The sequence below is a fragment of the Bradyrhizobium algeriense genome (genome assembly GCF_003062295.1).
In the GTDB taxonomy this organism is placed as follows: domain Bacteria; phylum Pseudomonadota; class Alphaproteobacteria; order Rhizobiales; family Xanthobacteraceae; genus Bradyrhizobium; species Bradyrhizobium algeriense.
This window is the reverse complement of the sequence record NZ_PYCN01000013.1, coordinates 163,383-184,095: the sequence shown is the minus strand read 5'-3', so window position 1 is coordinate 184,095 and position 20,713 is coordinate 163,383. Positions and strand designations below refer to the sequence as shown.

Below are 20,713 nucleotides of genomic sequence, written 5' to 3'. Positions count from 1 at the left end.
GACGGCTCGCCCGCCGAGCCGTCGCAGCTCTTCCCTCGGGATTATGTGGAGCGCGGCGAGCCAGAAACCCGCGGAAAACCTGCGCTCAGACGACATCGCTCCGCATAATGCTCCGCTTCGCATAATCGGTGTTATGTGGTGCACCACATAATGCCGAGATCGGGGCAGCCTGGTCGAAGCGCTCGGAGGAGGGCCGCGACTACCTCTCGCTCAAGCTCGATGATCCTTCGTTCAACGCGCCGATCTATGCGAACCTGTTCGAGGATGAAAACGAAGGTCATGCCCTGCTCTGGTCGCGGCCGCGGAAGAACGGCGACTGAGGTTCTCTCCACCGAGCCCCGCCCGACCCACTCGGGCGGGGCCTTTTAGCCGTGCGACGGAAGCCGTTAATCTTTTGTTTACCTGAACTTAAGGCCAACCGATTCGGCGCGGCGCCTCAATTCGTGCCCCCGAGTTTGCCGCAGCCGAGTCGGTGAAGAGTCAACCTTACGGGCAACAAATATACTGCATCGCGATCGGCGCGACGCCCTATTTCTCGGCCACTATAAACGCGTTCACCGCTTCACGGAGCTGACGATGGCGAGTCCGTTCATGGTGTTTCCCGATCCACAAGCGGTGACGCTTAAGCGCACTTGCCTGGCGCAAATGATCATCAGCCTTGCCGCGCTGATGTCGACTGGCGTCCTGCTATCGAAGGTCGTGACGGTGATGAATGGGTTTCATTAAAGGCCTCGGCCAACTCAGGGCAGAGCTGCCGGAAAGGCTGTAAGAATTTGAGGGCCGGACTGCACGGTGCCTAAGGCGCCATGCGGTCCGGCCCAACCATTGATCGGTCCATTCAGACCAAAGCGAGGTCGACGAGTGCAAACGTTGCCGCAGCATGCATCTTGCTCGGAACGAGCAGAAGGTCGTCGAAGACTTACTTCTTCATCTTCTTCTTTTTGGCCTTTTTCCCGGTGGTCTTCTTCGCCTTCTTCGCTTTCTTGGCCATATGCCCCTCCGTTAAATCTCAAATGAGATCGCTTACTGCGCAGACCGGAATCGGCCCGCACACGAGAAAGCGTACCATGGAATTTGCAAGATTGACATTGAGACGTCTTGTTCGTGGGCTACCGCGCTCGAGTGTCTGCCGTGGGGTCAGCACGGGGGCGAGAGAAGGGTTCTCGCAACCACGGCCGATTTGCATTATGTGATCCGGCGTTGGGCGATCCGCTAAGACACCAGCAGAAACTTGCGCGGGTATGATCGGGACACTGGCGGACTGATGCAATCGGCGCCCAAAAGTACCCGCTGGGCCGTTCTGTTGCCCCATTTGGCCGAAACGATCAGCACTCCGAAGTGCCTTCTAGCTTGGGGCAGGCCCTGAACCATCCCGACATGTCTTCGCACCGCCGTCCGCGCGATGGCAGCGCTCGCCTTGATCCGGCGGGCTATGACCCATGCGACTGGGCGTGGGAGTTCTTGCGCCGGAACAAAGACTATATCGCCGAGTGGCGAGGCTCCGTTCCTCGACGTCTGCCGTACATCAGACTTTGCGATGGGACCTGGCTGTTGCGTCTGCGGCGACGCTTTCCTCGCGCCGAACGATGGGGACTTTATGCCTTTGCCGACCCCGCGCTACGCGCCCGGCAGGCACCGGTGTTCTGGCACGTCGATGCCCTGAAGCGGGTGATCCGCCTCAACGCCCAAATGCGAAATGGCAACGAAAACACGCCGCCGTCCACGCTTGCGGACTTCAAGGTCAATCGAATGGCGGTCATCGGTGTCGACGAGATCCCATTGGTGTTGGTGAAGGGAGCGGGCGTTCATGTCCCCCTCGAAATTCGCGGTCTTCCTGCCCTGACTGCGCCCTTTGCGCCGGTCTTTGAGCTCCATGGCCTCGGCGACCTCTCCGCGCAAATCGAGCTTCTGAAGCGCCTGAAGCGTTTCACCGAGCCTGGCCAGAGGACGATACAAACGCCGCCGTTCGCAAGCGACGAACGTATGCACCACGCCCTGATCGCGCTCGATGAAAGCCTGGAGGGCAAGACCTACCGCCAGATCGCAATCACGATCTTCGGGGAGAAAAAAGTTGCGGAGGAATGGCACGGGCACAGTCAATTCCTGAAGGATCGCACGCGACGGCTTGTTGCCAAGGGATCCGAATTGATGAAGGGCGGCTATCGCGATCTCCTGAGCTAGCCGCTTCTTGTCGCGGCTGCTTGACGAGACTTGCTTTCGCGGGATGGCGAAACTGACCCTGCCGCATTCGCCACTCCCAATTAGGTTGCCAATGTGACGACGCTTCTTCTCACGCCTCGTGCTTGATGAGGTAGGTGACAAGGAGCCTCGGAAATGACGAAGAGTGACGACAAAGAGTCCGATAAGCCGTTTCTCAACACGGTAGAGGCTGCCGCCTGGCTGCGCCTCACCAAGAATACCCTTGAAAAAATGCGGGTGAACGGCAGAGGGCCCGCCTACCGCAAGCACGGACGCTATGTCCGCTACCACATCGAAGACCTCATCGAATATTCGCAAGCCAATAAGCGGAGGTCAACCTCCGATGCTGATTGATCGCGCAAGTCCCTGGCGCCAACGGGCCGTGCTCTCGGCCATGTGCGCCAGCATCATCGCAGTGCTGATTTCCTTCGCGAACGGGATGCCGCTGTTGATCTATAATGCCTCGGGCAGTGCGCCACTCGGCTTCTACTATCTGGAGCAACGGCTGCCCGCGCACGGTGAACTGGCGCTGTTCAGACCGCCGCCGGCTATTGAGCTCCTGATCATCGCGCATGGTGTTTTGCCCGGGCCGGTACCCCTTCTGAAGCAGGTGGCTGCGGCCGGCGGCGATGAAGTGTGCCGCGCCAAAGCACCGATCGAATCGATCTTGGTCAATGGAAAGGTCATTGTAGAGGTGCTTCAGAACGATCGAGGGGGACGGCCCCTGCCAACCTGGGAAGGCTGCTTGCGGCTTGTTGAAGGAGAATTTTTCCTGCTGCAGCCGCACCCTCATTCGTTCGACTCGCGATACTTCGGCCCGGTGCTGCGCTGCGACGTCCTGGGCGTGGCGCATCCGCTCTGGACCTGGAATCCAAATATTTGAAGTTGCCCATGACAGCGATCGTGCGTGTCAGAAAAAGGCGCGCACCTTCCCCGGTATGCCGCTGAGTCTTCGTTCGGGCAGATCGCGAACCTGCGGTCAAGCAAGCTCTTCCATTGAGACCAACGGGTGAACGAGCGAAGGTAAGCGTCCGGAGCTTGCACATCAGTCAGGTCTTGACATGATTTTCTGTTTTCAGGTCCACGGCAGCAGTTCGTCGAGGCGGTTGATGGGGTGACCATCCACCATTCGTATGAGCACGTTGCACAGGTAAGCGTAGGGTTCGACACCGTTGAGTTTGCAGGTTTATGTCGCCCGCCGAACTATGCCGAACGGGTTTTATGGCACGCCGTTGTCACGCTGGCACCGTCGATCGCGTGCACGGCAGTCCCATTCCATTCGGCATAGTCTGGTCGTTCAGAGCGCCTCCAGAAAGGCGAGCAGGCGTCGTTCGGCTGGAAGCGGGTTCGCTTGCCGCGCTCGTACGGCTTGAGCTTCGCCAGGGCAGCTTCCTTGAGGGCGAGGTGGGCGTGCAGGTACGTCTGCGTCGTCTCGACCGATTCATGACCGAGCCACAGCGCGATCACGGAGCAGTCGACGCCGGCTTGCAGCAGTTCCATCGCAGCGCTGTGTCGCCTATGTCTTGGTCGATATAGCAGGCATACCTGCGCGATGCACACCCTGCAGGCAACCCGTGACGTGCGGAAGGTCTCGCTCTGGCTCGGACACGCCAACCTGCAAAGTACCGAGGTCTACCTGCGCGCGGACCCGACCGAAAAGCTCGAAGCGCTCGCCGCCATGGTGCCGCCGATGCTGAAGCCCGGACGCTTCCGCGCGCCTGACAAGCTGCTCGCCATGCTGAGCACGGTCAAACGCAGGCCGGATTATGCGGAGTAAGATCTACGAGAAAAGCCGCGGCGGCCGCAACATTCCGCCGCGGACTCTGCATAACCGTGCGCTCCGCATAATCCTCATGTCGGTATAGCCCAGCGCCACATGCACCTTTACGCCCGCGGGCACGATCATCATGGCGCGATCTCTCCGCTTTTAACGCGCGCCCGCACGACATCAGGATCGCTGTCGGCGGTAGCAAAGACCTGCCGCCCGTCGGGCGGATCAACAGCCGTCGTTCCGTCAGGCGGTTGCAGAAAGCGCGTGGCTACTATGTCGTCCGCCAGCGCGACGGAAGCGAGCCTTGCACGTTTCTTTTGCGCTACGGCGAACTCCACCCGCCAGCGGAACAGCAGCCCGGTAACGATGCCGTGCTTGCGGACAACGCTGGAGACCGTTGTACCCGGCTGCTCGCTTTCCATTACGATCGCAAGCTTCTGTTCATCGCTGAAGAAGCGCCGGACGGGCGTCGCTGGCGTTTGCGCAGCGTCATTTGCTGCTCCTGTCAAGTGGCTTTCGGAGGCCGATTTCTTAGCACTAGTGCCAACGACGGGGCGGGCGGAGGGGTGAAGATGCGCGCGCCAGTCGATTTCAATCTCGCCGCCGTCCAACCGGTCAAGCCATTTGCGGAGCGCATAGGGCGACAGACACAGCGCAGCAGCGTATTCGCGAACGCCCATTCCGCTCCAGTTCATCGCCTCGACGTGCATAGCCCAGAACGCCTGAACTGCTCGCGATTGCGTGTCGGTGCTCACGCTAAAGCGCCGCCGCTGGCGTCGTTTCAGTCCTTTTTCTCGCTCCTCGCGACGCTTCTCGCGGCGCAATTCGGTCTGATATTCCGTAAGCTTGCGTGCAGCCTCCTCCCCAGTGAGCGCGTTGAGCCAGCGCGCGAACGTTCCCTCGTCCAATCGATGCCGACGGCAATACGCGACACGCGAAACGCCGCTGCGCCGCCAGGCCTCGATGTGAATCGACCACCACTCGCGTCTGGCTTTGCTCTGGAAATGTTTTGGACCCACCGGAGATTCTCCAATGCAGCAGAGAACCCGAAATGGAACGAGAACGCACTCTCAGAAAGTCGTGCAAGCTCCGGACGCTTACGAGCGAAGCGGGAGGGCAAGATAAAAGCACTGGCGCCGAGGCGCGCCTAAGTCGTTGTCTGCACATCCTGGATTTGTCGCCAGCCGTAACGGCATTGTCGCCAATGAGACAGCAGCGCCTTGGCGCGATTGACGAAACACGTCTGCGTCTTGCGACTAGACGTGAGAGCACGCACATGCTCCGCCGCGACGGCGGAGAGCGGCGATGTCGGACACCGACGATGAATTCAGGGTCAGGCTCGGGCGGATTGGCAACCGCCGCGGCCGCAAGGCCACAAGCTACGTCAAACGCGTGCGCAAGATCGCCGCGAAAGGTGGCACGGGACGACCGCGCAGACGGGCGGTTTTCATCGGCTCGCGGATCGGCCGCGGCCATGCCAAGGGAGCAGTTTCCGCGAGCCATCGTTCGGCAGGTACGCGCCGCGTGGTCATCAAGGCCCGCATTGTCCGCGCCAAGGCAGGCGACAATGGCGCCGCGAGAGCGCATCTGCGCTACATCCAGCGCGACGGCGTTACCCGTGAGGGCGATCCCGGCGAGTTGTATGATGTTGGCAGCAACCGTGCGGACGGGAAGACGTTCGCGGAACGAGGCGCGGAAGACCGCCACCAGTTCCGGTTCATCGTCGCCCCGGAAGACAGCAACGAGCTTGCCGATCTCAAGCCGTTCGTGCGTGATCTGATGCGGCAGATGGAATCGGACCTCGGCACGAGGTTGGATTGGGTGGCAGTCGATCACTTCAACACCGGCCATCCGCACAGCCACATCGTGGTGCGCGGCAAGGACGATCGGGGCAAGGACCTTGTGATCGCGCGCGACTACATCGCACATGGCATCCGCGCGCGCGCCAGCGAGCTCATCACCCGCGAGTTGGGACCGGAGAGCGAACTGGAGGCAATGCGCAAGCTTGAGAACGAAGTCGGCGCCGAGCGGTTTACCCGACTCGATCGTGCCATCCTGCGTGACCCAACCGAAGGAACCTTGAGGCTTGCCGCCAAACCTGAGCGCCATCCGGAGCGGTACGCCATGCGTATGGGGCGGCTGCGAACGCTGGAGCAGATGGGCCTGGCGCAGGAGACCGCGCCCGGCGTTTGGCGGGTCATGCCGGAGATGGAGCAGGCGCTTCGGCGGATGGGCGAGCGCTGCGATATCATCAAGACGATGCATCGCGATCTGACCGCCGCAGGAATCCACCGTGCCGCCGGTGACCATGTGATCTTCGACGGGCAGGCCGGCGCCGCGCGGGTGATCGGGCGGCTGGTCGCGGAAGGGGTTTCTGACGAGTTGCACGACCGCCGATACGTCATCGTGGACGGGATCGATGGGCGAACGCATTACGCCGATCTTGGAGTCCGGCAGGCTACCGACGAACCCTTGATCCGAAATACGATCGTCGAGGTTCGCGCGCGCGACGTCAGCCCGCGCGACGTTGACCGGACGATCGCGGAGGTCGCTGGCCGCAACCGTGGCGTCTACAGCGCCGAACTGCATCGAGAGTTCGATCCGAAGGCCTCCGGGGAGTACATTCAGGCGCATGTCCGCCGGCTGGAAGCCATGCGGCGGCAAGGCCTGGTCGAGCGCTCCATTAGCGGCGACTGGTCCATTGATGCGGATCATCTTGAACGCGCCGGTCAGTTCGAGGCCGCGCAGCGATCGCGCAACCCGGCGCGGATCACGGTGCTATCCTGGCAGAGCCTCGACGAATTGCCCGGCGCGTCCGGCGCGACCTGGCTCGACAAGCAACTCGTTGCCAGATCGCCGGAGGTGATCGCATCGAGGGGACTGGGGGCGGAATTCGAGGGCGCGCTTCGCTTGCGACGACAGTGGTTGCTGGAGCAAGGCCTTGCGCGCGAGCAGAGCGGACGGATCGCCTACGCGCGCAATCTGCTGCAAACGCTGGAGCGGCGGGAACTAGCCGAGGTCGGCGCGCGCATAACCCGCGATACCGGCCTTGATTACGCCGAGCCCAAACCGGGCGACCGGATCACAGGTACTTATCACCGCATGCTGACGCTCAGCAGCGGGCGGTTCGCGCTGATTGAGCGTACGCGCGACTTCAGCCTCGTGCCGTGGCGACCAGTGCTTGAGCGGGCCAAGGGCCAGGCGGTCACTGGCGTCGTCGGCGGCGAGGGGATCTCATGGTCGATCGGACAAAAGCGCGTTTTGGGCTTATAGTCCAGCTTAACGTCATAAGTTCCATATAAGCTGTTGATATGCCAGTAAGTTATACTAGTTTTATGGATTTAGTATAACTGACTTGCCTTTCGAGTTCCAGCAGTTATACTATTTTTTCTAAAATAGTATAACGGGTCATCCGCCATGGCTTCCACCCAACGTCTCGATATCACCTATCAGACGCTCTATTCCGAACTGGTCCAGCGCAGCCTCGACGAGAGCTTCACCTCCGAGTTCTCGGCGAACGGCAGATTCGTGGCCGTCGAGGTCAAGGGCAAGAAGTATTGGTACTTCGACACGCCCAAGCCTGAGGGCGGCGCCCAGAATCGACGCTACGTTGGTCCGGTTGACGATCCCGAAATCACCAAAAGGGTCGAAGCGTTCAAGGATCTGAAGGCCGACCTGAAAGGACGCCGCCGTCTCGTTTCCACACTGACGCGCGAGGCCTATCTGCCGCGTCCTTTGCCGATGACCGGTCAGGTGGTGGAAGCACTGGCCAAGGCCGGCTTCTTCCGCTTGCGGGGAGTGCTCGTCGGCACCGTTGCCTACCAATGTTACTCTGCCGTGCTCGGTACACGCCTTGATGCAGTCGCCATGCAGACCGGCGATGCTGACTTTGCGCAGTTCCACGAAATCTCGGTGGCTATCAAGGATTCCATGCCACCCATCCTGGAGGTGCTTCGACAGGTCGATCAGACCTTTCGCGAGATTCCAAGCCAAGTCGACGGCAGGGTCTCCACCCAGTTCGTCTCGAGGGAAAACTTCAAGGTGGAATTCCTGACGCCCAATCAGTGGTCCGACGACCAGGCAGGCAAGCCAGTCCCGATGCCGGCGTTGGGCGGCGCGGCGGCACTCCCGCTACGCTTCCTCGACTACCTGATCTACGAACCCATCCGCGCGGTGCTGCTGCACGGCGCCGGCGTGCCAGTTCTCATCCCATCACCGGAGCGATACGCCATCCACAAACTCATTGTCGGATCCCGCCGGAAGGCGGATCGCGACGCAACCGCAAAGAGTTCGAAAGACCGGCTTCAGGCTCGGTCAATCATCGAAGCGATGATCGCGAACCGGCAGCATGCCGATCTTGCTTCTGCCTTTACGGAAGCGTGGGACCGCGGCGATCATTGGAGAGCAGCGATCCGTACCAGCATCGCGACCTACGACTACGGCTTCCAGCATTCGTTCCGGACCGAGCTTGCCAAGGGCGTAACCGAGCTTGGCTCCAACCCTGCCGATTACGATCTTGCAGATAAGCCAACCGATGCCCCTACGCTCCGCCCAAAATGACGCGCGGATTACGGGAACCGCGTACCGGTCCGAGCTGCGGTCGATTGATTGAATGGCTCAAAATCTAGGATTGGCTAATAGAATCGGAGGATCGCTGGGTCGTAGAGAACGCCGAGTCGGGATGCCCCGATCGGAATTTCCCAGCAGTCCATCGTCCGCCAGATGGATGCTGGAAGCGTAAGCAAACGTCGTCGCACTGCTCACATTCTATTGAGGTGTTTCCTGACATGCGCTGACATTGGAGCGCGCGTGATTTCTCCAGTTCGCATTTGATCAACGCGGATTTCGTTGCGGAGCACGATTTTTATTTCGATTGAATGTGCATCGTTCTCGTCCTCTTCATCGCCCCGTTCACGTCGCGCTATGAATGGGGCAGAGAATGTTTCCGGCAAAAATCTACGTCGGACAGATCGCCGTCGTCTTCGGCATCGTCGTCACCTCGACGTGGGGCGCGACGCAGTGGACGGCCAGCGCACTCGGCTATCAGGACGGCCTTGGCTCGCCCTGGATAACGCTGTCGGGCTATCCGGTCTATCTGCCATGGCGGCTGTTCGAGTGGTGGTATGCCTACGAAGCGTACGCGCCCGAGATATTCGAGCGCGCTGGCGCCCTGTCGGCCGGTGGAGGAATTGCGGGTGCGCTGTTTGCGGTCATCAATTCGGTGTGGCGCGCCCGGCAAAATCAGCTGGTCACGACCTATGGCTCGGCTCGCTGGGCGACACGTAAGGAAATCGCTGGTGCCGGACTGTTCCGGGGCCAGGGCGTTTTCCTTGGTCGCATCGACGGAGACTATCTCCGCCATGATGGTCCAGAACATGTGATGTGCTTTGCGCCGACGCGCTCGGGCAAGGGCGTCGGTCTGGTGCTGCCGACCTTGCTCTCCTGGACCTCGTCGGCCGTGGTTCACGACATCAAGGGCGAGAACTGGCAACTTACAGCCGGCTGGCGGTCGCGCTTCTCGCATTGTTTGTTGTTCGATCCGACCGACACACGCAGTGCCCGGTACAATCCGCTGCTTGAGGTGCGGAAGGGCGCTGCCGAAGTCCGGGACGTTCAAAACATCGCCGACATTCTGGTTGATCCAGAAGGCGCGCTTGAACGCCGCACCCATTGGGAAAAGACCAGCCACGCGCTGCTCGTCGGCGTGATCCTTCACGTCCTCTACGCCGAGAAGAACAAGACACTCACCCGCGTCACCGAAATCCTCGCCGATCCCGCCCAATCGTTTGAGAAAACGCTGCGGATCATGTTGGCGACCAACCATCTTGGCACGACGGATTCGCCGAAGGTCCATCCAGTGGTCGCGGCGACCGCGCGGGAACTGCTCAATAAGTCGGAGAATGAACGCTCCGGCGTGTTGTCGACCGCGGTGAGTTTCCTCGGCCTCTACCGGGATCCGACCATCGGCCGCAATACTGAGGCCTGTGACTGGCGGATCGCCGACCTCGTTGCCGACGACAGGCCAGTCACGCTCTACCTCGTGGTGCCGCCTTCCGACATCAGCCGCACCAAGCCGTTAATCAGGCTGATCCTCAATCAGATCGGGCGCCGTCTTACCGAAACGTTGAACGTAAATGACGGAGCGCCGAGGCAACGGCAACTCCTGATGATGTTAGATGAGTTCCCGGCGCTGGGGCGGCTTGATTTCTTCGAAAGCGCGCTGGCGTTCATGGCCGGTTACGGCATCCGCGCCTACCTAATCACGCAGTCGCTCAATCAGATCGTCAAGGCCTATGGCGAAAACAACGCCATCCTCGACAATTGCCACGTGCGGATTGCGTTCGCCGCCAATGATGAGCGTACAGCCAAACGCATCTCGGATGCACTCGGCACCGCCACGGAACTGCGGGCGCAACGTAACTATGCCGGCCATCGGCTCGCGCCCTGGCTGGGCCACGTCATGGTCAGCCGGCAGGAGACTGCTCGGCCGCTGCTGACGCCGGGCGAGGTGATGCAGCTCCCTCAGGGTGAGGCAATCGTTCTCGTGTCCGGCCTTGCGCCCGTCCGCGCCCAAAAGCTGAGGCACTATGAGGACGCAAACTTCACCGGGCGGCTGCTTCCGACGCCGCGGCTTGATGCCGGCCTTTACGCTGATCGCCCACCCGCGAGAACCCATGATTGGCAGGATCAGCTCAGGCAGGTCGATCTCCGGCTGGCGACGCTTCCGTTCCGCGATCTGATGCAGGACGCCGAGCATGAGGGCGGCCTCAAGCCGCAACTTCCCCTGTTCGACGAGCCTGCGCGTGGCGTCGGGGAGACTTCTTCAGGCGAGGAACGGCTCTTTGAAGACGATTCCGACGCGGCCTCCGATCGTAGCCAGATGCAGCGCGCGGCCAGCGGGACAGCCACGGTTCGCCGCGCCCATGCAGTGACGCGGGACGATGACGATCTGCTTCCAGCTTTTTGATGGACCAAACCATGAAACCGAAACTGTCTGCCTATGTCTCTGATCATGTCGCCAAGCGTCTTGCGCAGGCAGCCAGCCGGCCTGGAACCAACAAGTCGGCAATTGTTGACGCGGCGCTCGACCGCTTTCTCAATCCGGAGCGCGATCAGAGCGGCGATGCAGCCCTGGTTCGCCGCCTCGATCGTATGAGCCGGCAGCTCGACCGGATGGATCGCGATCTTTCGATCACGGCGGAAACCATTGCGCTGTTTGTCCGCTACTACCTCACCATCACGCCGCCATTACCGTCGGGTGACCAGAACGCCGCGCGCGCCTTAGGGCGCGAACGCTTTGAGATGTTCGTGGCCCAGATCGGCAAACGCGTCGCCTCGGGCGGACGGCTCGTCGCCGACGTGATGGAGCGGGTCAGCACGTCCAATCCAGATCTGTTCTTGCGGAATCTGGAGGAGGGCGCGCCGTTGGGTCAGCCGACGGCACGAGACAAAACCGACCCCCGTGCAACCGAAGCAACGGGTGAGCCGCCGGAGCATCCTCCGGAAGGACGAGAGGAGGTCGGCTATGTCTGATCTCCTCTCGCCCGAGACCCGTGAGCGCCGGCGCAACATGCTGCGTACCGCCATGGGTCCTGCCATCGCATTAGCGCTTGATGAGCCGGACGTTGTTGAAGTTCTGGTCAATCCCGACGGCCGGCTCTGGCTCGACCGCCATGGTTCCGGACGAGCCGATACCGGCGTGGTCCTGACGCCCCACGAAGCGGAGCGGATCATCCGTCTGGTCGCAAGCCATGTCCGCGCGGAGGCCAGCGGGTTGTCCCCCATCGTGTCGGCTGAATTGCCCGAGACCGGCGAGCGTTTCGAGGGGCTGTTGCCACCAGTGGCGCTTGCGGCCTGCTTTGCGATCCGCAAGCCCGCAACAACCACGTTCCATTTGTCAGACTATGTCAGAGCGCAGATTGCCTCGCCCGCGATGGCAAAAATCCTCACCGAGGCAGTCGCGGAAGCGCGCAACATCCTGGTGGCGGGCGGGACCGGTTCGGGCAAGACCACGCTTGCCAATGCGCTCCTGGCCGAGGTCGCAGATCTCGACCAGCGCGTGATCATCATCGAGGACACCCGCGAACTCAGATGCGACGCCAAGGACGCGGTCGCGCTGAGGACCAAGCCCGGCGTCGCAACGCTCGCCGATCTCGTGCGCTCGACCCTTCGGCTGCGCCCCGATCGCATTGTCGTCGGTGAGGTCCGGGGAGGGGAAGCCCTCGACATGCTGAAAGCCTGGAACACCGGCCATCCCGGCGGAATCGCAACCGTACACGCCAACTCCGCGCGTGCGGCGCTCTATCGGATCGAGCAACTGATCCAGGAAGCGGTAACGACCGTTCCCCGCCGGCTGATCGCAGAAGCGATCGATCTCGTCGTCTTCATCAAGGGACGCGGCCCCGGACGCCGCATCGAGACAACTGTTGAGGTCAAAGGCCTCGATCTTTCAGGCGACTACGTCCTGGAGATACCGCCCGGCCTGCCGAACCCCGTCAATCATCCCTGATCAAGACCTGGAGAGAGTTCATGACGTTCAGACTGCAAGTCTCAGCCGCGCGTGGTTGCGTTGGACGGCTTCGCCATGTTGCCAAACCCGTCATCGTCGACTTCGGCGCCGGCGCCATTGTCACGTTACTGACGGCGTCGGCCGCTTGCGCGGCGGGCTCTGGCATGCCGTGGGAGGCGCCGCTCGAGCGCATTCTGGAATCCGTGCAGGGGCCGGTCGCAAAGATTGTCGCTGTCATCATCATCACGGTGACGGGTATCTCGCTCGCCTTTGGCGATACGTCCGGCGGCTTCCGAAAGATGGTCCAGGTCGTGTTCGGCCTGTCCATCGCCTTTGCGGCCAGCTCGTTCTTTCTGTCGTTCTTCTCGTTCGGCGGCGGGGCGCTGATCTGATGCGAAGCTATGGCTTTGAACTTGTTCTTCACCGCTCGCTGACTGAGCCGATTTTGATCGGAGGCGTCCCGCGCGCCGCCGCGATCCTGCTTGGCACGATCTCGGCTGTGCTGGCGCTCGGCTTGAGGCTTTGGCTTGCGGGCCTCGTGCTCTGGATCGTCGGGCATGCGATCGCGGTGTGGCTTGCCAAGCGCGATCCGGCCTTTGTCGAAATCGCGGTGCGCCACACCAAGCACAAGGGATGGCTCGCATGCTGAATCTGCGCGAATTCCGCTCTCACGCACATCGGCTGGCCGACTGGCTGCCCTGGGCTTGTCTGATTGCGCCCGGAATTGTCCTGAACAAGGACGGCAGTTTCCAGCGCACGGTTCGTTACCGTGGTCCAGATCTCGACAGCGCAACCGAAGCGGAACTGATGAGCGCCGCATCCCGCGTCAACAATGTCCTGAAGAGATTCGGGTCAGGCTGGGCGCTGTTCTTCGATGCCACCCGCATACCGGCCCCGGAATACCCGCGGTCGCAATTTCCCGATGCGGTGTCCTGGCTGGTCGACGAGGAGCAACGCGCGTCCTTTGAGGGAACGGTTGACACGGCATGGGATGACCCTTCGCGTCAGGGGGGCCAACATTTTGAGAGCATCTCGCATCTCACACTCATGTATCTGCCGCCGGTCGAGCGAGTCTCAAGGCTGGAAGGCCTATTTCTGGAAAATCCGGACCATGAAACGGCCGGCTCGAACCCGCTGTCTCGCTTATTTCGGCGACAGCACGCCGTTCGCCCGCAGCACGTGGCCGACCGCACCACGCCGCGACACGATAACACGAGCGACCGTCAACCGCCGCAACGCGCAGCGCGGCCGGGCGCATACCAGGAGCATCTCCAGCGCTTCATTCAGGAAACCGATCGTGCCGTCGATCTGCTCTCGTCCGTTCTGCCGGAAATCGCCCCGCTCGACGACAAGGACACGCTGACCTATCTGCACACTTGCGTCTCGACGAAGCGGCATCCCGTCAGTGTTCCCGAGATTCCGGCCTATCTGGACGCATTCTTAAGCGATGAGCCGCTGACCGGCGGTCTCTCGCCAGCGATCGGCCGCAGCCACCTTCGTATGGTGACCGTACTGGGCTTTCCGGCCGTTACGTTTCCGGGGGTGCTCGATGATTTGAACCGGCTCGGCGTCGCCTATCGATGGGCCACGCGCTTCTTACCGCTCGATCGGACGCAAGCCCAAGCAGCACTTTCCCGCTATCGGCGGCAATGGTTCGCTAAGCGCAAATCCCTGGGCGTTATCCTGAAGGAGGTGATGTTCAACGAGCAGGCAGCCTTGCTCGACACGGATGCGGATAACAAGGCGGTGGACGCGGATGCGGCGCTCCAGGAACTCGGCGATGACCTCGTGGCGTTCGGCTACATCACGACGTCAGTCACGGTTCACGATGAGGATTCCCACGCCGCCGACGAAAAGATTCGCGCGGTGGAACGGGCCATCAACAGCCGCGGCTTCACCACGATCCGGGAGAACGTCAACGCGGTGGAAGCCTGGCTCGGCAGCCTGCCGGGACAGGTCTACGCGAACCTGCGTCAGCCGATCGTCCATACCCTCAACCTCGCCCATATGTGTCCTTTGTCTGCCGTATGGGCAGGCGAGGCGCGCTGCGAACATCTGGATGGACCGCCGCTTCTCTTGGCCAAGACCAAGGGCGCGACGCCGTTTCGCCTGACGCTGCATGTCGGCGATGTCGGTCACAGCCTGATCGTCGGACCAACGGGCGCCGGCAAATCTGTCCTTCTGTTGGTACTGGCTCTTCAATTCCGCCGCTATCAAGGATCCCAGCTTGTGATCTTCGACAAGGGCCGTTCGGCCCGCGCGGCAACGCTTGCACTCGGCGGCGCCTGGTATGAGTTGGGGGTGAAGGGCGGACTTGCGTTCCAGCCACTCCGGGATGTCGACGATGAGGGAGCGCGGCTCTGGGCGCTTGACTGGTTGTGCGGCGTTCTTGCCCATGAACGAGTCCTCATCACGCCCGAGGTCAAGGAGACGATCTGGTCGGCCTTGAAGAGCCTTGGCTCGGCACCGGTCGCGGAACGCACCATGACCGGTCTTGTGGCCTTGCTGGCGCGCGACGCGCTGCGTCAGGCGCTGACGCCCTACACGCTGGAAGGCCCTTACGGACGCTTTCTTGACGCTGACGCGGACAGGCTCTCCAGCGCCGATGTGCTGACGTTCGAGATGGAAGAACTGATGGCGCTGCCGGGACTGGTGGCGCCCGTGCTAACCTACCTGTTTCATGCGCTCGAGGCGCGATTTGACGGCCGTCCAAGGCTTCTGGTTCTGGATGAGGCCTGGTTGTTTTTGGACGATCCGTTGTTCGCCCATCGCATCCGCGAATGGCTGAAGACGCTCCGCAAGAAGAACGTCGCAGTGGTTTTCGCGACCCAGTCACTCAGTGATATTGCCGACAGCCAGATCGCGCCGGCGATCATTGAGTCCTGCCCAACCCGGATATTCCTGCCAAACCCCCGGGCGCTTGAGCCTGCCCAGTCGGAAACCTACCGCCGTTTCGGTCTTAACGACACGCAAGTGCGCCTGATCGCGGAAGCCTTTCCGAAGCGCGACTATTACCTGCAATCGCGCGCCGGCAACCGCCTGTTCGAGCTTGGTCTCGGTCCAATTGCGCTTGCCTTCGCGGCGGCTTCATCGCCCGAGGATCAGCGCCTGATTGAGGCACTACTCGCCAAATTCGGCCCCAGCCAGTTCGCGGAACGCTACCTCGCCGCCCGAGATCTTCAGTGGGCCGCCAATCTGATCAGCACCTTCGAACACGTCAGGGACGCGTGATTCCACGCGCGTTGCCTGCAATCCTTTCCTCTAATCCGGAGTCCATCTGATGCTGGAAAAGCTGTTCGGCAAAACCGTTCCACGAAAAATACCGACCAGTGTCGTCGCAATCGGACTGGCACTCGTCGTTGCGGTGAATGGGTCGCGACGACTTGGAGCCCAGATCGTCGTGTTCGATCCGTCGAACTACAGCCAGAATATTCTGACCGCCGCGCGGGCATTGGATCAGATCAACAATCAAATCAAGAGCCTCGAAAACGAGGCGCAGATGCTGATCAACGGCGCCAGGAACCTGACGAGCCTGCCAAGCAGCGTTGTTGGCCAACTCACTTCGAAGATAAACGAGATCAACAGCCTGATCGCCCAGGCCAAGGGCATTTCATTCGACGTTCAGAAAACCCAGGGCGACTTTCAGCGGTTTTATCCTCGCCAATATAGCGCAGCAGTGTCCTCAGACCGGATGGTGCAGGACGCGACAGCCCGCTGGGACAACACCTATCAGGCGCTGAAGCAAACGCTGGTGACCCAGGCGACGATTGCTTCCGCGCTCGATCAGGACGGGCAGACGCTCCGTACCCTGATGGCGAATTCTTCGGGCGCCGTCGGGTCACTGCAGGCCCAGCAGTCCGGCAACGAACTATTGGCGCTTCAGGTCAAGCAGTCGCTGCAGGCTCAGGCGCTGGTCGCGACGCAGGCCCGGGCTGAGGCCTTGCGAGCGGTCGAGCAGCAGGCGTCCGCGGAGGCCGGGCGCGAGCGCTTTACCCGTTTCATCGGGGACGGTCGCGCTTACACCGGCGGACGCTAGAGGAGGGGGACCATGGCTGATCTCGCGGTCATCGACCGTTTTACCGAAACATTCTCGCGCTACATCGATTCCGGCTTCGGAATTCTCGGCGGCGACGTTGCGTTTCTGAGCTCAACGCTGGTTGTCATTGATTTGACGCTTGCGGGCCTTGCGTGGAGCCTGCGTGCCGACGATCACATCCTGGTTACGCTTGCCAAGAAGGTGCTCTATGTCGGGGCATTCGCCTTCATCATTGGCAACTTCAAGTCGCTTGCCGGCATCGTCTTCAGTTCGTTCTCAAGCATTGGGCTGAAGGCAAGCGGCGGTTCGCTGAGCGCGGCGGATCTGATGCGGCCGGGCTTCGTGGCCTCGTCGGGGTTCACCGCGGCACATCCGCTGCTCGAGGAAACCGGCCAGTTCTCGGGCTTCGACATACTGACCAACCTGCCCACGATTCTGATCCTGCTGTTTTGCTGGATCGTGATCGTGCTCGCGTTCTTCATCCTCTCGGTCCAACTGTTCGTTACCTTGATCGAGTTCAAGCTGACGACGCTTGCGAGTTTTATTCTGGTACCGTTCGCCCTCTGGGGCAAAACGTCTTTTCTCGCCGAAAAGACGCTCGGCAACGTGGTCGCATCCGGTGTCAAGGTGATGGTGCTTGCGATCATCATCGGCATCGGATCGACCATCTTCGGTGAACTCGCCACGACGCTGACCCGACCGGTCGATATTGTTTCCGCCATGGGCCTGCTGCTTGCCGCGCTCTCCTTGTTTGGGCTCGGTATCTTTGGCCCAGGAATCGCGGCCGGTCTGGTGTCGGGCGCGCCCCAACTTGGCGCCGGTGCTGCCGCGGGCACGGTTGCGGGCGCCGCGGCGGTCGCGATCGGCGGTGGTGCGATGGCGCTCGGCGGCTTGCGGATGGCGGCAGGGTCGGTAGGAACGCTCCGTTCAGCCGCTTCCCTTTCCGGTACACCGACGAGCGGGCCTACCCCTGCGGCAGATGCGGCCGGCGCTCGCCAGAGTTCTCAGCCGGCGGAAGCCGGCAGGCTTGGCGGTGAGGGCTCCGCTTCATCCAGCGGCAGACCGTCGGGTCTGGCCGGCCAGTTCCGTCCGGGACAGCAGATCAAGGATGCGGCGCGCGTCGCCAGCCATACCCTGAAGGAAGGTGACAAAGGTGGACACTCTTCCGGTCCCAAGCTGGGAGAGGACTAAAGCTATGGCGACTCATCCCTTCCACCGCCCGTCGGTCCGCTATGGCAATACGCCCGAGCCGGTCACGCCCTATCAGAAGGCGCAACAGGTCTGGGACGAACGGCTGGGCTCGGCCCGCGTTCAGGCCAGCAACTGGCGGCTAGCCGCTCTGGCCGCTATTGCACTTTCAACGGTGTTGGGTCTCACGTTTTCGACGGTGATTGGCCGGTCCGGCGTCGTGCCATATGTGGTCGAGGTTGATCGCCTCGGTGAAGTGCGCGCTGTCGGTCCTGCATTTGAAACCTACCAGCCCACCGATGCCCAGATCGCGCACTTCCTCGCGCGCTTCGTCGAAAACGTCCGCTCGCTATCGATTGACCCGGTCATCGTGCGAACGAACTGGCTTCGAGCGTATGACTTTGTCACCGATCGCGGGGCGCAGGCTCTTAACGAGTATGCGCGAGAAGCCGACCCCTTCACGAAGATCGGCGCAAAAACCGCAACCGCCGACGTGATCTCGGTCGTCCGTGCATCCGGCGACAGTTTCGAGATTCGCTGGAAGGAGAGCACCTACGAGAACGGCGCGGTCGCAAAGACTGAGCGCTTCACCGGCGTCGTGACAGTCATCCTGAAACCTCCAACCAGTGCCGAGACGTTGCGGAAAAACCCGCTCGGTCTCTACGTTCATTCCCTCAACTGGTCGCGCGATCTGATCGGAGACGCAAAATGATGTCTTTTGCCATGAAGAGCCGCGCGTCGGTGAGCACCCTTGTGCTGGCGCTCGCACTTGGGGGCTGCGCCACGAAATTGAATCTCGAGGCGCCGTACGACGAATTGAGCTTTGAGAAGGCGCTTCCGGAGACCGATCCGCCTAAGCCGGTCGAGGTTGTCGAGGTACCCAAGGTGTTGCCTCTGCCTGGCCAACTCAAGCCTTGGCCAACCAAAGGTGCGAAAGGCGAGAAGGTGCCGCCGGAACAGGCCATTGCCACTGCCAACAAGGCCGCACGGATCGAGCCGACCCGGGCGGGCTATATCAATGCCATTCAGGTCTATCCCTGGACCGAAGGCGCGCTTTATCGGCTCTACACCAGTCCGGAGAAGGTCTCCACCATCGTGCTGCAGCCAGCCGAAGAGCTGATCGATGTCTCGACTGGCGACACCGTACGCTGGGTCATCGCCGACACCATAAGCGGGCAGGGGGGCACACGGCGGGTCCATATCCTGGTCAAGCCGACGCTGCCAGATATTCAGACCAATCTTGTGGTCCTGACCGACCGGCGCACCTACCACCTCGAACTCGTTTCCACCAAGCAAACCTACATGGCCTCAATCTCCTGGACCTATCCGACCGACAGTCTGGTCGCACTTCACAAGCAAAACCAGGCGGCGCAGGAGACTGAACAACGTGTCGCTGATCGCGGCGTGCGGCTGGACAGCTTGAACTTCCGTTATCGGATCGAGGGGGACGATCCGCCGTGGCGGCCGCTTCGCGCCTTCGACGATGGCCATAAGGTCTTTATTCAGATGCCGTCGGGTCTCTCCCAAGGCGAGGCGCCGCCGCTGTTCATCGCCGGCGCCGATGGCCGGCCTAACCTCGTCAATTATCGCGTACGAGGCTCCTACTACATCGTCGACCGGATGTTCGGCGCCGCCGAGCTTCGCCTTGGCGAAAATCCTCAGCGTACGGTTCGGATTGTCCGCACCGATGCGCGCCCGGTCTCGCAGATCTTCAGCACCGGAGGCGCATCGTGACCGAGGATTCCGACAAGGTGCCACCGGAACGGCTGGAATTGCGGGCGCGGCCGCGGCCGATCCGCCGTCTCAACAAACGCACCCTCATGATTAGCTGCGCGGTCGCCGCGCTGCTCATCGCGGGGGCGACGATCATTGCGCTCAGCCCGCCTCGGATGTTCAAGCCCACCGAACGAACTGAATTGTACAATACCGACCGCAAACAGACGGCTGACGGGCTCACCAAGCTGCCCAAATCCTACCAGGACTTACCGCCAAAACTTGGCCCACCGTCGCCCGGCGATGTCGGTCGCGCCTTCGCCGAAAGTGAGAAGAAACTAGGGGCAAGCCCATCCGAAACGCCCTTCCAGGCTAACCCGGAGCAGGATGTTGAGCGGGCAGAGCGCATCCGCCAAGCCCGTATAGCGCAGCAGGCCAAGGAGTCGGGGCTCCTGTTTCGCCTGTCGGACAAGCAGGACCGGCGTAAGCAGCCGGCGGCTGTGGTCACAACCACTGAGCAGCCTTCGGCATTTCGCCCGGCACCCGCGGATAACACTCCGACGACCGCTGATCTGCTTGCAAAGGCCCAGGGCTTGAACGATCGCTCCAGCGAAATCATTCCATCGTCCCAGGCGCGCAAGCTTGCCTTCGTTGGCGCCAAAGCCGACAAGGAAACCACCAACCCTCACAGCCTCGCAGCCGTGCCGTCGCCCTACGCGATCATGGCGGGATCGATCATCCCGGCGAGCCTGATCACTGGTTTGAATTCCGATCTACCGGGATCGACGATCGCCCAGGTAACGGAAAACGTCTACGACACCGTGACCGGCGGGCATCTCTTGATACCACAGGGAACGAGGCTCTTTGGCAAGTACGATAGCGTCGTCGCTTTTGGCCAGAAACGTGCGCTGGTGGTCTGGACACGCTTAATCCTGCCCAATGGCAATTCGATTGTCATCGAAAATCTGCCGGCGACGGACGTGGCGGGCTATGCCGGTCTTGAGGATGACGTCGATTTCCATACGTGGCAATTGCTCAAGGGGATTGGCCTCGCGACGCTCATCGGTGTTGGAACCCAGCTCTCGCTCGGCAACGACGAAAGCGATCTGGTCAAGGCGCTGCGCGAAAGCGTTCAGCAGACGACCAATAGGGCAGGTCAGCGGCTCATCGAGCGTGAACTCGATGTCCAGCCCACCATCACAGTGCGACCTGGCTGGCCGTTACGCGTTATTGTTTCAAAGGATCTGGTGCTGAAGCCGTATCAAGACATTCAGACGGCGGCCAAGGCGAGATAATG

The 20,713-nt window shown here is 61.5% G+C and carries 19 protein-coding genes and 3 pseudogenes; 19 read left to right on the top strand and 3 right to left on the bottom strand.

Going from position 1 to position 20,713, the window contains the following annotated elements:
- Positions 1 to 152: 152 nt before the first annotated feature.
- The 5 genes and pseudogenes from C7G61_RS24155 to C7G61_RS24140 form a co-directional block, all read left to right on the top strand.
- Positions 153 to 320 (top strand): annotated as a pseudogene (locus C7G61_RS24155) (DUF736 domain-containing protein); the annotation flags it as partial.
- 256 nt (positions 321 to 576) lie between these two features.
- The gene (locus C7G61_RS44790) at positions 577 to 726 is read left to right on the top strand and encodes a hypothetical protein (protein ID WP_190241946.1); all 150 of its coding nucleotides are present in this window, start codon (positions 577 to 579) and stop codon (positions 724 to 726) included.
- An 825-nt stretch (positions 727 to 1,551) separates the two neighbouring features.
- On the top strand, positions 1,552 to 2,181 hold the full coding sequence (locus tag C7G61_RS24150) for a DUF2285 domain-containing protein (RefSeq protein WP_190241945.1): 630 nt from the start codon (positions 1,552 to 1,554) through the stop codon (positions 2,179 to 2,181).
- 153 nt (positions 2,182 to 2,334) lie between these two features.
- Positions 2,335 to 2,553, top strand: coding sequence for a helix-turn-helix domain-containing protein (locus C7G61_RS24145; protein ID WP_057849756.1), 219 nt, complete (start codon positions 2,335 to 2,337; stop codon positions 2,551 to 2,553).
- A complete protein-coding gene (locus C7G61_RS24140; protein WP_190241944.1) occupies positions 2,543 to 3,082 on the top strand; it encodes a S26 family signal peptidase in 540 nt (179 codons plus the stop codon). The genes C7G61_RS24145 and C7G61_RS24140 overlap by 11 nt, the downstream gene beginning before the upstream one ends.
- Before the next feature lie 192 nt (positions 3,083 to 3,274).
- Here the strand turns inward: C7G61_RS24140 and C7G61_RS24135 are convergent.
- Positions 3,275 to 3,385 (bottom strand): annotated as a pseudogene (locus C7G61_RS24135) (transposase domain-containing protein); the annotation flags it as partial.
- A gap of 111 nt (positions 3,386 to 3,496) precedes the next feature.
- Positions 3,497 to 3,720, bottom strand: a pseudogene (locus tag C7G61_RS24130) (tyrosine-type recombinase/integrase); the annotation flags it as partial.
- Positions 3,721 to 3,751: 31 nt separating this feature from the next.
- On the opposite strand from C7G61_RS24130, the gene C7G61_RS24125 reads away from it, so the two are divergent.
- Positions 3,752 to 3,976, top strand: a complete 225-nt coding sequence (locus C7G61_RS24125; protein ID WP_476727210.1) for a hypothetical protein — start codon at positions 3,752 to 3,754, stop codon at positions 3,974 to 3,976.
- Between the two features lie 128 nt (positions 3,977 to 4,104).
- Here C7G61_RS24125 and tnpA read toward each other — a convergent pair whose 3' ends face one another.
- The gene (gene tnpA, locus C7G61_RS24120) at positions 4,105 to 4,989 is read right to left on the bottom strand and encodes an IS66 family insertion sequence element accessory protein TnpA (protein WP_108519151.1); all 885 of its coding nucleotides are present in this window, start codon (positions 4,987 to 4,989) and stop codon (positions 4,105 to 4,107) included.
- Positions 4,990 to 5,275: 286 nt separating this feature from the next.
- On the opposite strand from tnpA, the gene rlxS reads away from it, so the two are divergent.
- The 13 genes from rlxS to C7G61_RS24055 all read left to right on the top strand — a co-directional run bounded on the left by rlxS (position 5,276) and on the right by C7G61_RS24055 (position 20,711).
- Positions 5,276 to 7,243 carry a relaxase/mobilization nuclease RlxS gene (gene rlxS / locus C7G61_RS24115; protein ID WP_108519149.1) on the top strand — a complete coding sequence of 656 codons (1,968 nt, stop codon included), beginning with the start codon at positions 5,276 to 5,278 and terminating at the stop codon, positions 7,241 to 7,243.
- A 144-nt stretch (positions 7,244 to 7,387) separates the two neighbouring features.
- On the top strand, positions 7,388 to 8,530 hold the full coding sequence (locus C7G61_RS24110; RefSeq protein WP_108519147.1) for a nucleotidyltransferase family protein: 1,143 nt from the start codon (positions 7,388 to 7,390) through the stop codon (positions 8,528 to 8,530).
- Positions 8,531 to 8,909: 379 nt separating this feature from the next.
- Positions 8,910 to 10,937: a conjugal transfer protein TraG gene (locus C7G61_RS24105; RefSeq protein WP_108519145.1), complete on the top strand. Its 2,028-nt coding sequence runs from the start codon at positions 8,910 to 8,912 to the stop codon at positions 10,935 to 10,937.
- An 11-nt stretch (positions 10,938 to 10,948) separates the two neighbouring features.
- Positions 10,949 to 11,503 carry a CopG family transcriptional regulator gene (locus tag C7G61_RS24100; RefSeq protein WP_145963679.1) on the top strand — a complete coding sequence of 185 codons (555 nt, stop codon included), beginning with the start codon at positions 10,949 to 10,951 and terminating at the stop codon, positions 11,501 to 11,503.
- Positions 11,496 to 12,479: a P-type conjugative transfer ATPase TrbB gene (gene trbB / locus C7G61_RS24095; RefSeq protein ID WP_202975792.1), complete on the top strand. Its 984-nt coding sequence runs from the start codon at positions 11,496 to 11,498 to the stop codon at positions 12,477 to 12,479. The genes C7G61_RS24100 and trbB overlap by 8 nt, the downstream gene beginning before the upstream one ends.
- Positions 12,480 to 12,499: 20 nt before the next feature.
- Entirely contained in the window at positions 12,500 to 12,871 is a 372-nt protein-coding gene (locus tag C7G61_RS24090) for a TrbC/VirB2 family type IV secretion system protein (RefSeq protein ID WP_244608445.1), read from the top strand.
- The gene (locus tag C7G61_RS24085; protein ID WP_108519140.1) at positions 12,871 to 13,128 is read left to right on the top strand and encodes a VirB3 family type IV secretion system protein; all 258 of its coding nucleotides are present in this window, start codon (positions 12,871 to 12,873) and stop codon (positions 13,126 to 13,128) included. Before C7G61_RS24090 ends, C7G61_RS24085 begins: the two co-directional genes overlap by 1 nt.
- A complete protein-coding gene (trbE, locus tag C7G61_RS24080; protein WP_108519138.1) occupies positions 13,122 to 15,710 on the top strand; it encodes a conjugal transfer protein TrbE in 2,589 nt (862 codons plus the stop codon). The genes C7G61_RS24085 and trbE overlap by 7 nt, the downstream gene beginning before the upstream one ends.
- 49 nt (positions 15,711 to 15,759) lie before the next feature.
- The gene (trbJ, locus tag C7G61_RS24075; protein ID WP_108519136.1) at positions 15,760 to 16,515 is read left to right on the top strand and encodes a P-type conjugative transfer protein TrbJ; all 756 of its coding nucleotides are present in this window, start codon (positions 15,760 to 15,762) and stop codon (positions 16,513 to 16,515) included.
- A 12-nt stretch (positions 16,516 to 16,527) separates the two neighbouring features.
- Positions 16,528 to 17,706 (top strand): P-type conjugative transfer protein TrbL, encoded by a 1,179-nt coding sequence (gene trbL, locus C7G61_RS24070; protein ID WP_108519133.1) that lies wholly within the window; start codon positions 16,528 to 16,530, stop codon positions 17,704 to 17,706.
- A gap of 4 nt (positions 17,707 to 17,710) precedes the next feature.
- Positions 17,711 to 18,415, top strand: coding sequence for a conjugal transfer protein TrbF (gene trbF, locus C7G61_RS24065; protein WP_108519131.1), 705 nt, complete (start codon positions 17,711 to 17,713; stop codon positions 18,413 to 18,415).
- An 11-nt stretch (positions 18,416 to 18,426) separates the two neighbouring features.
- Positions 18,427 to 19,437, top strand: a complete 1,011-nt coding sequence (gene trbG, locus C7G61_RS24060; protein WP_244608444.1) for a P-type conjugative transfer protein TrbG — start codon at positions 18,427 to 18,429, stop codon at positions 19,435 to 19,437.
- Complete coding sequence (locus C7G61_RS24055; RefSeq protein ID WP_108519127.1) at positions 19,434 to 20,711, top strand: TraB/TrbI/VirB10 family type IV secretion system protein; 1,278 nt, start codon at positions 19,434 to 19,436, stop codon at positions 20,709 to 20,711. The genes trbG and C7G61_RS24055 overlap by 4 nt, the downstream gene beginning before the upstream one ends.
- Positions 20,712 to 20,713 lie beyond the last annotated feature (2 nt).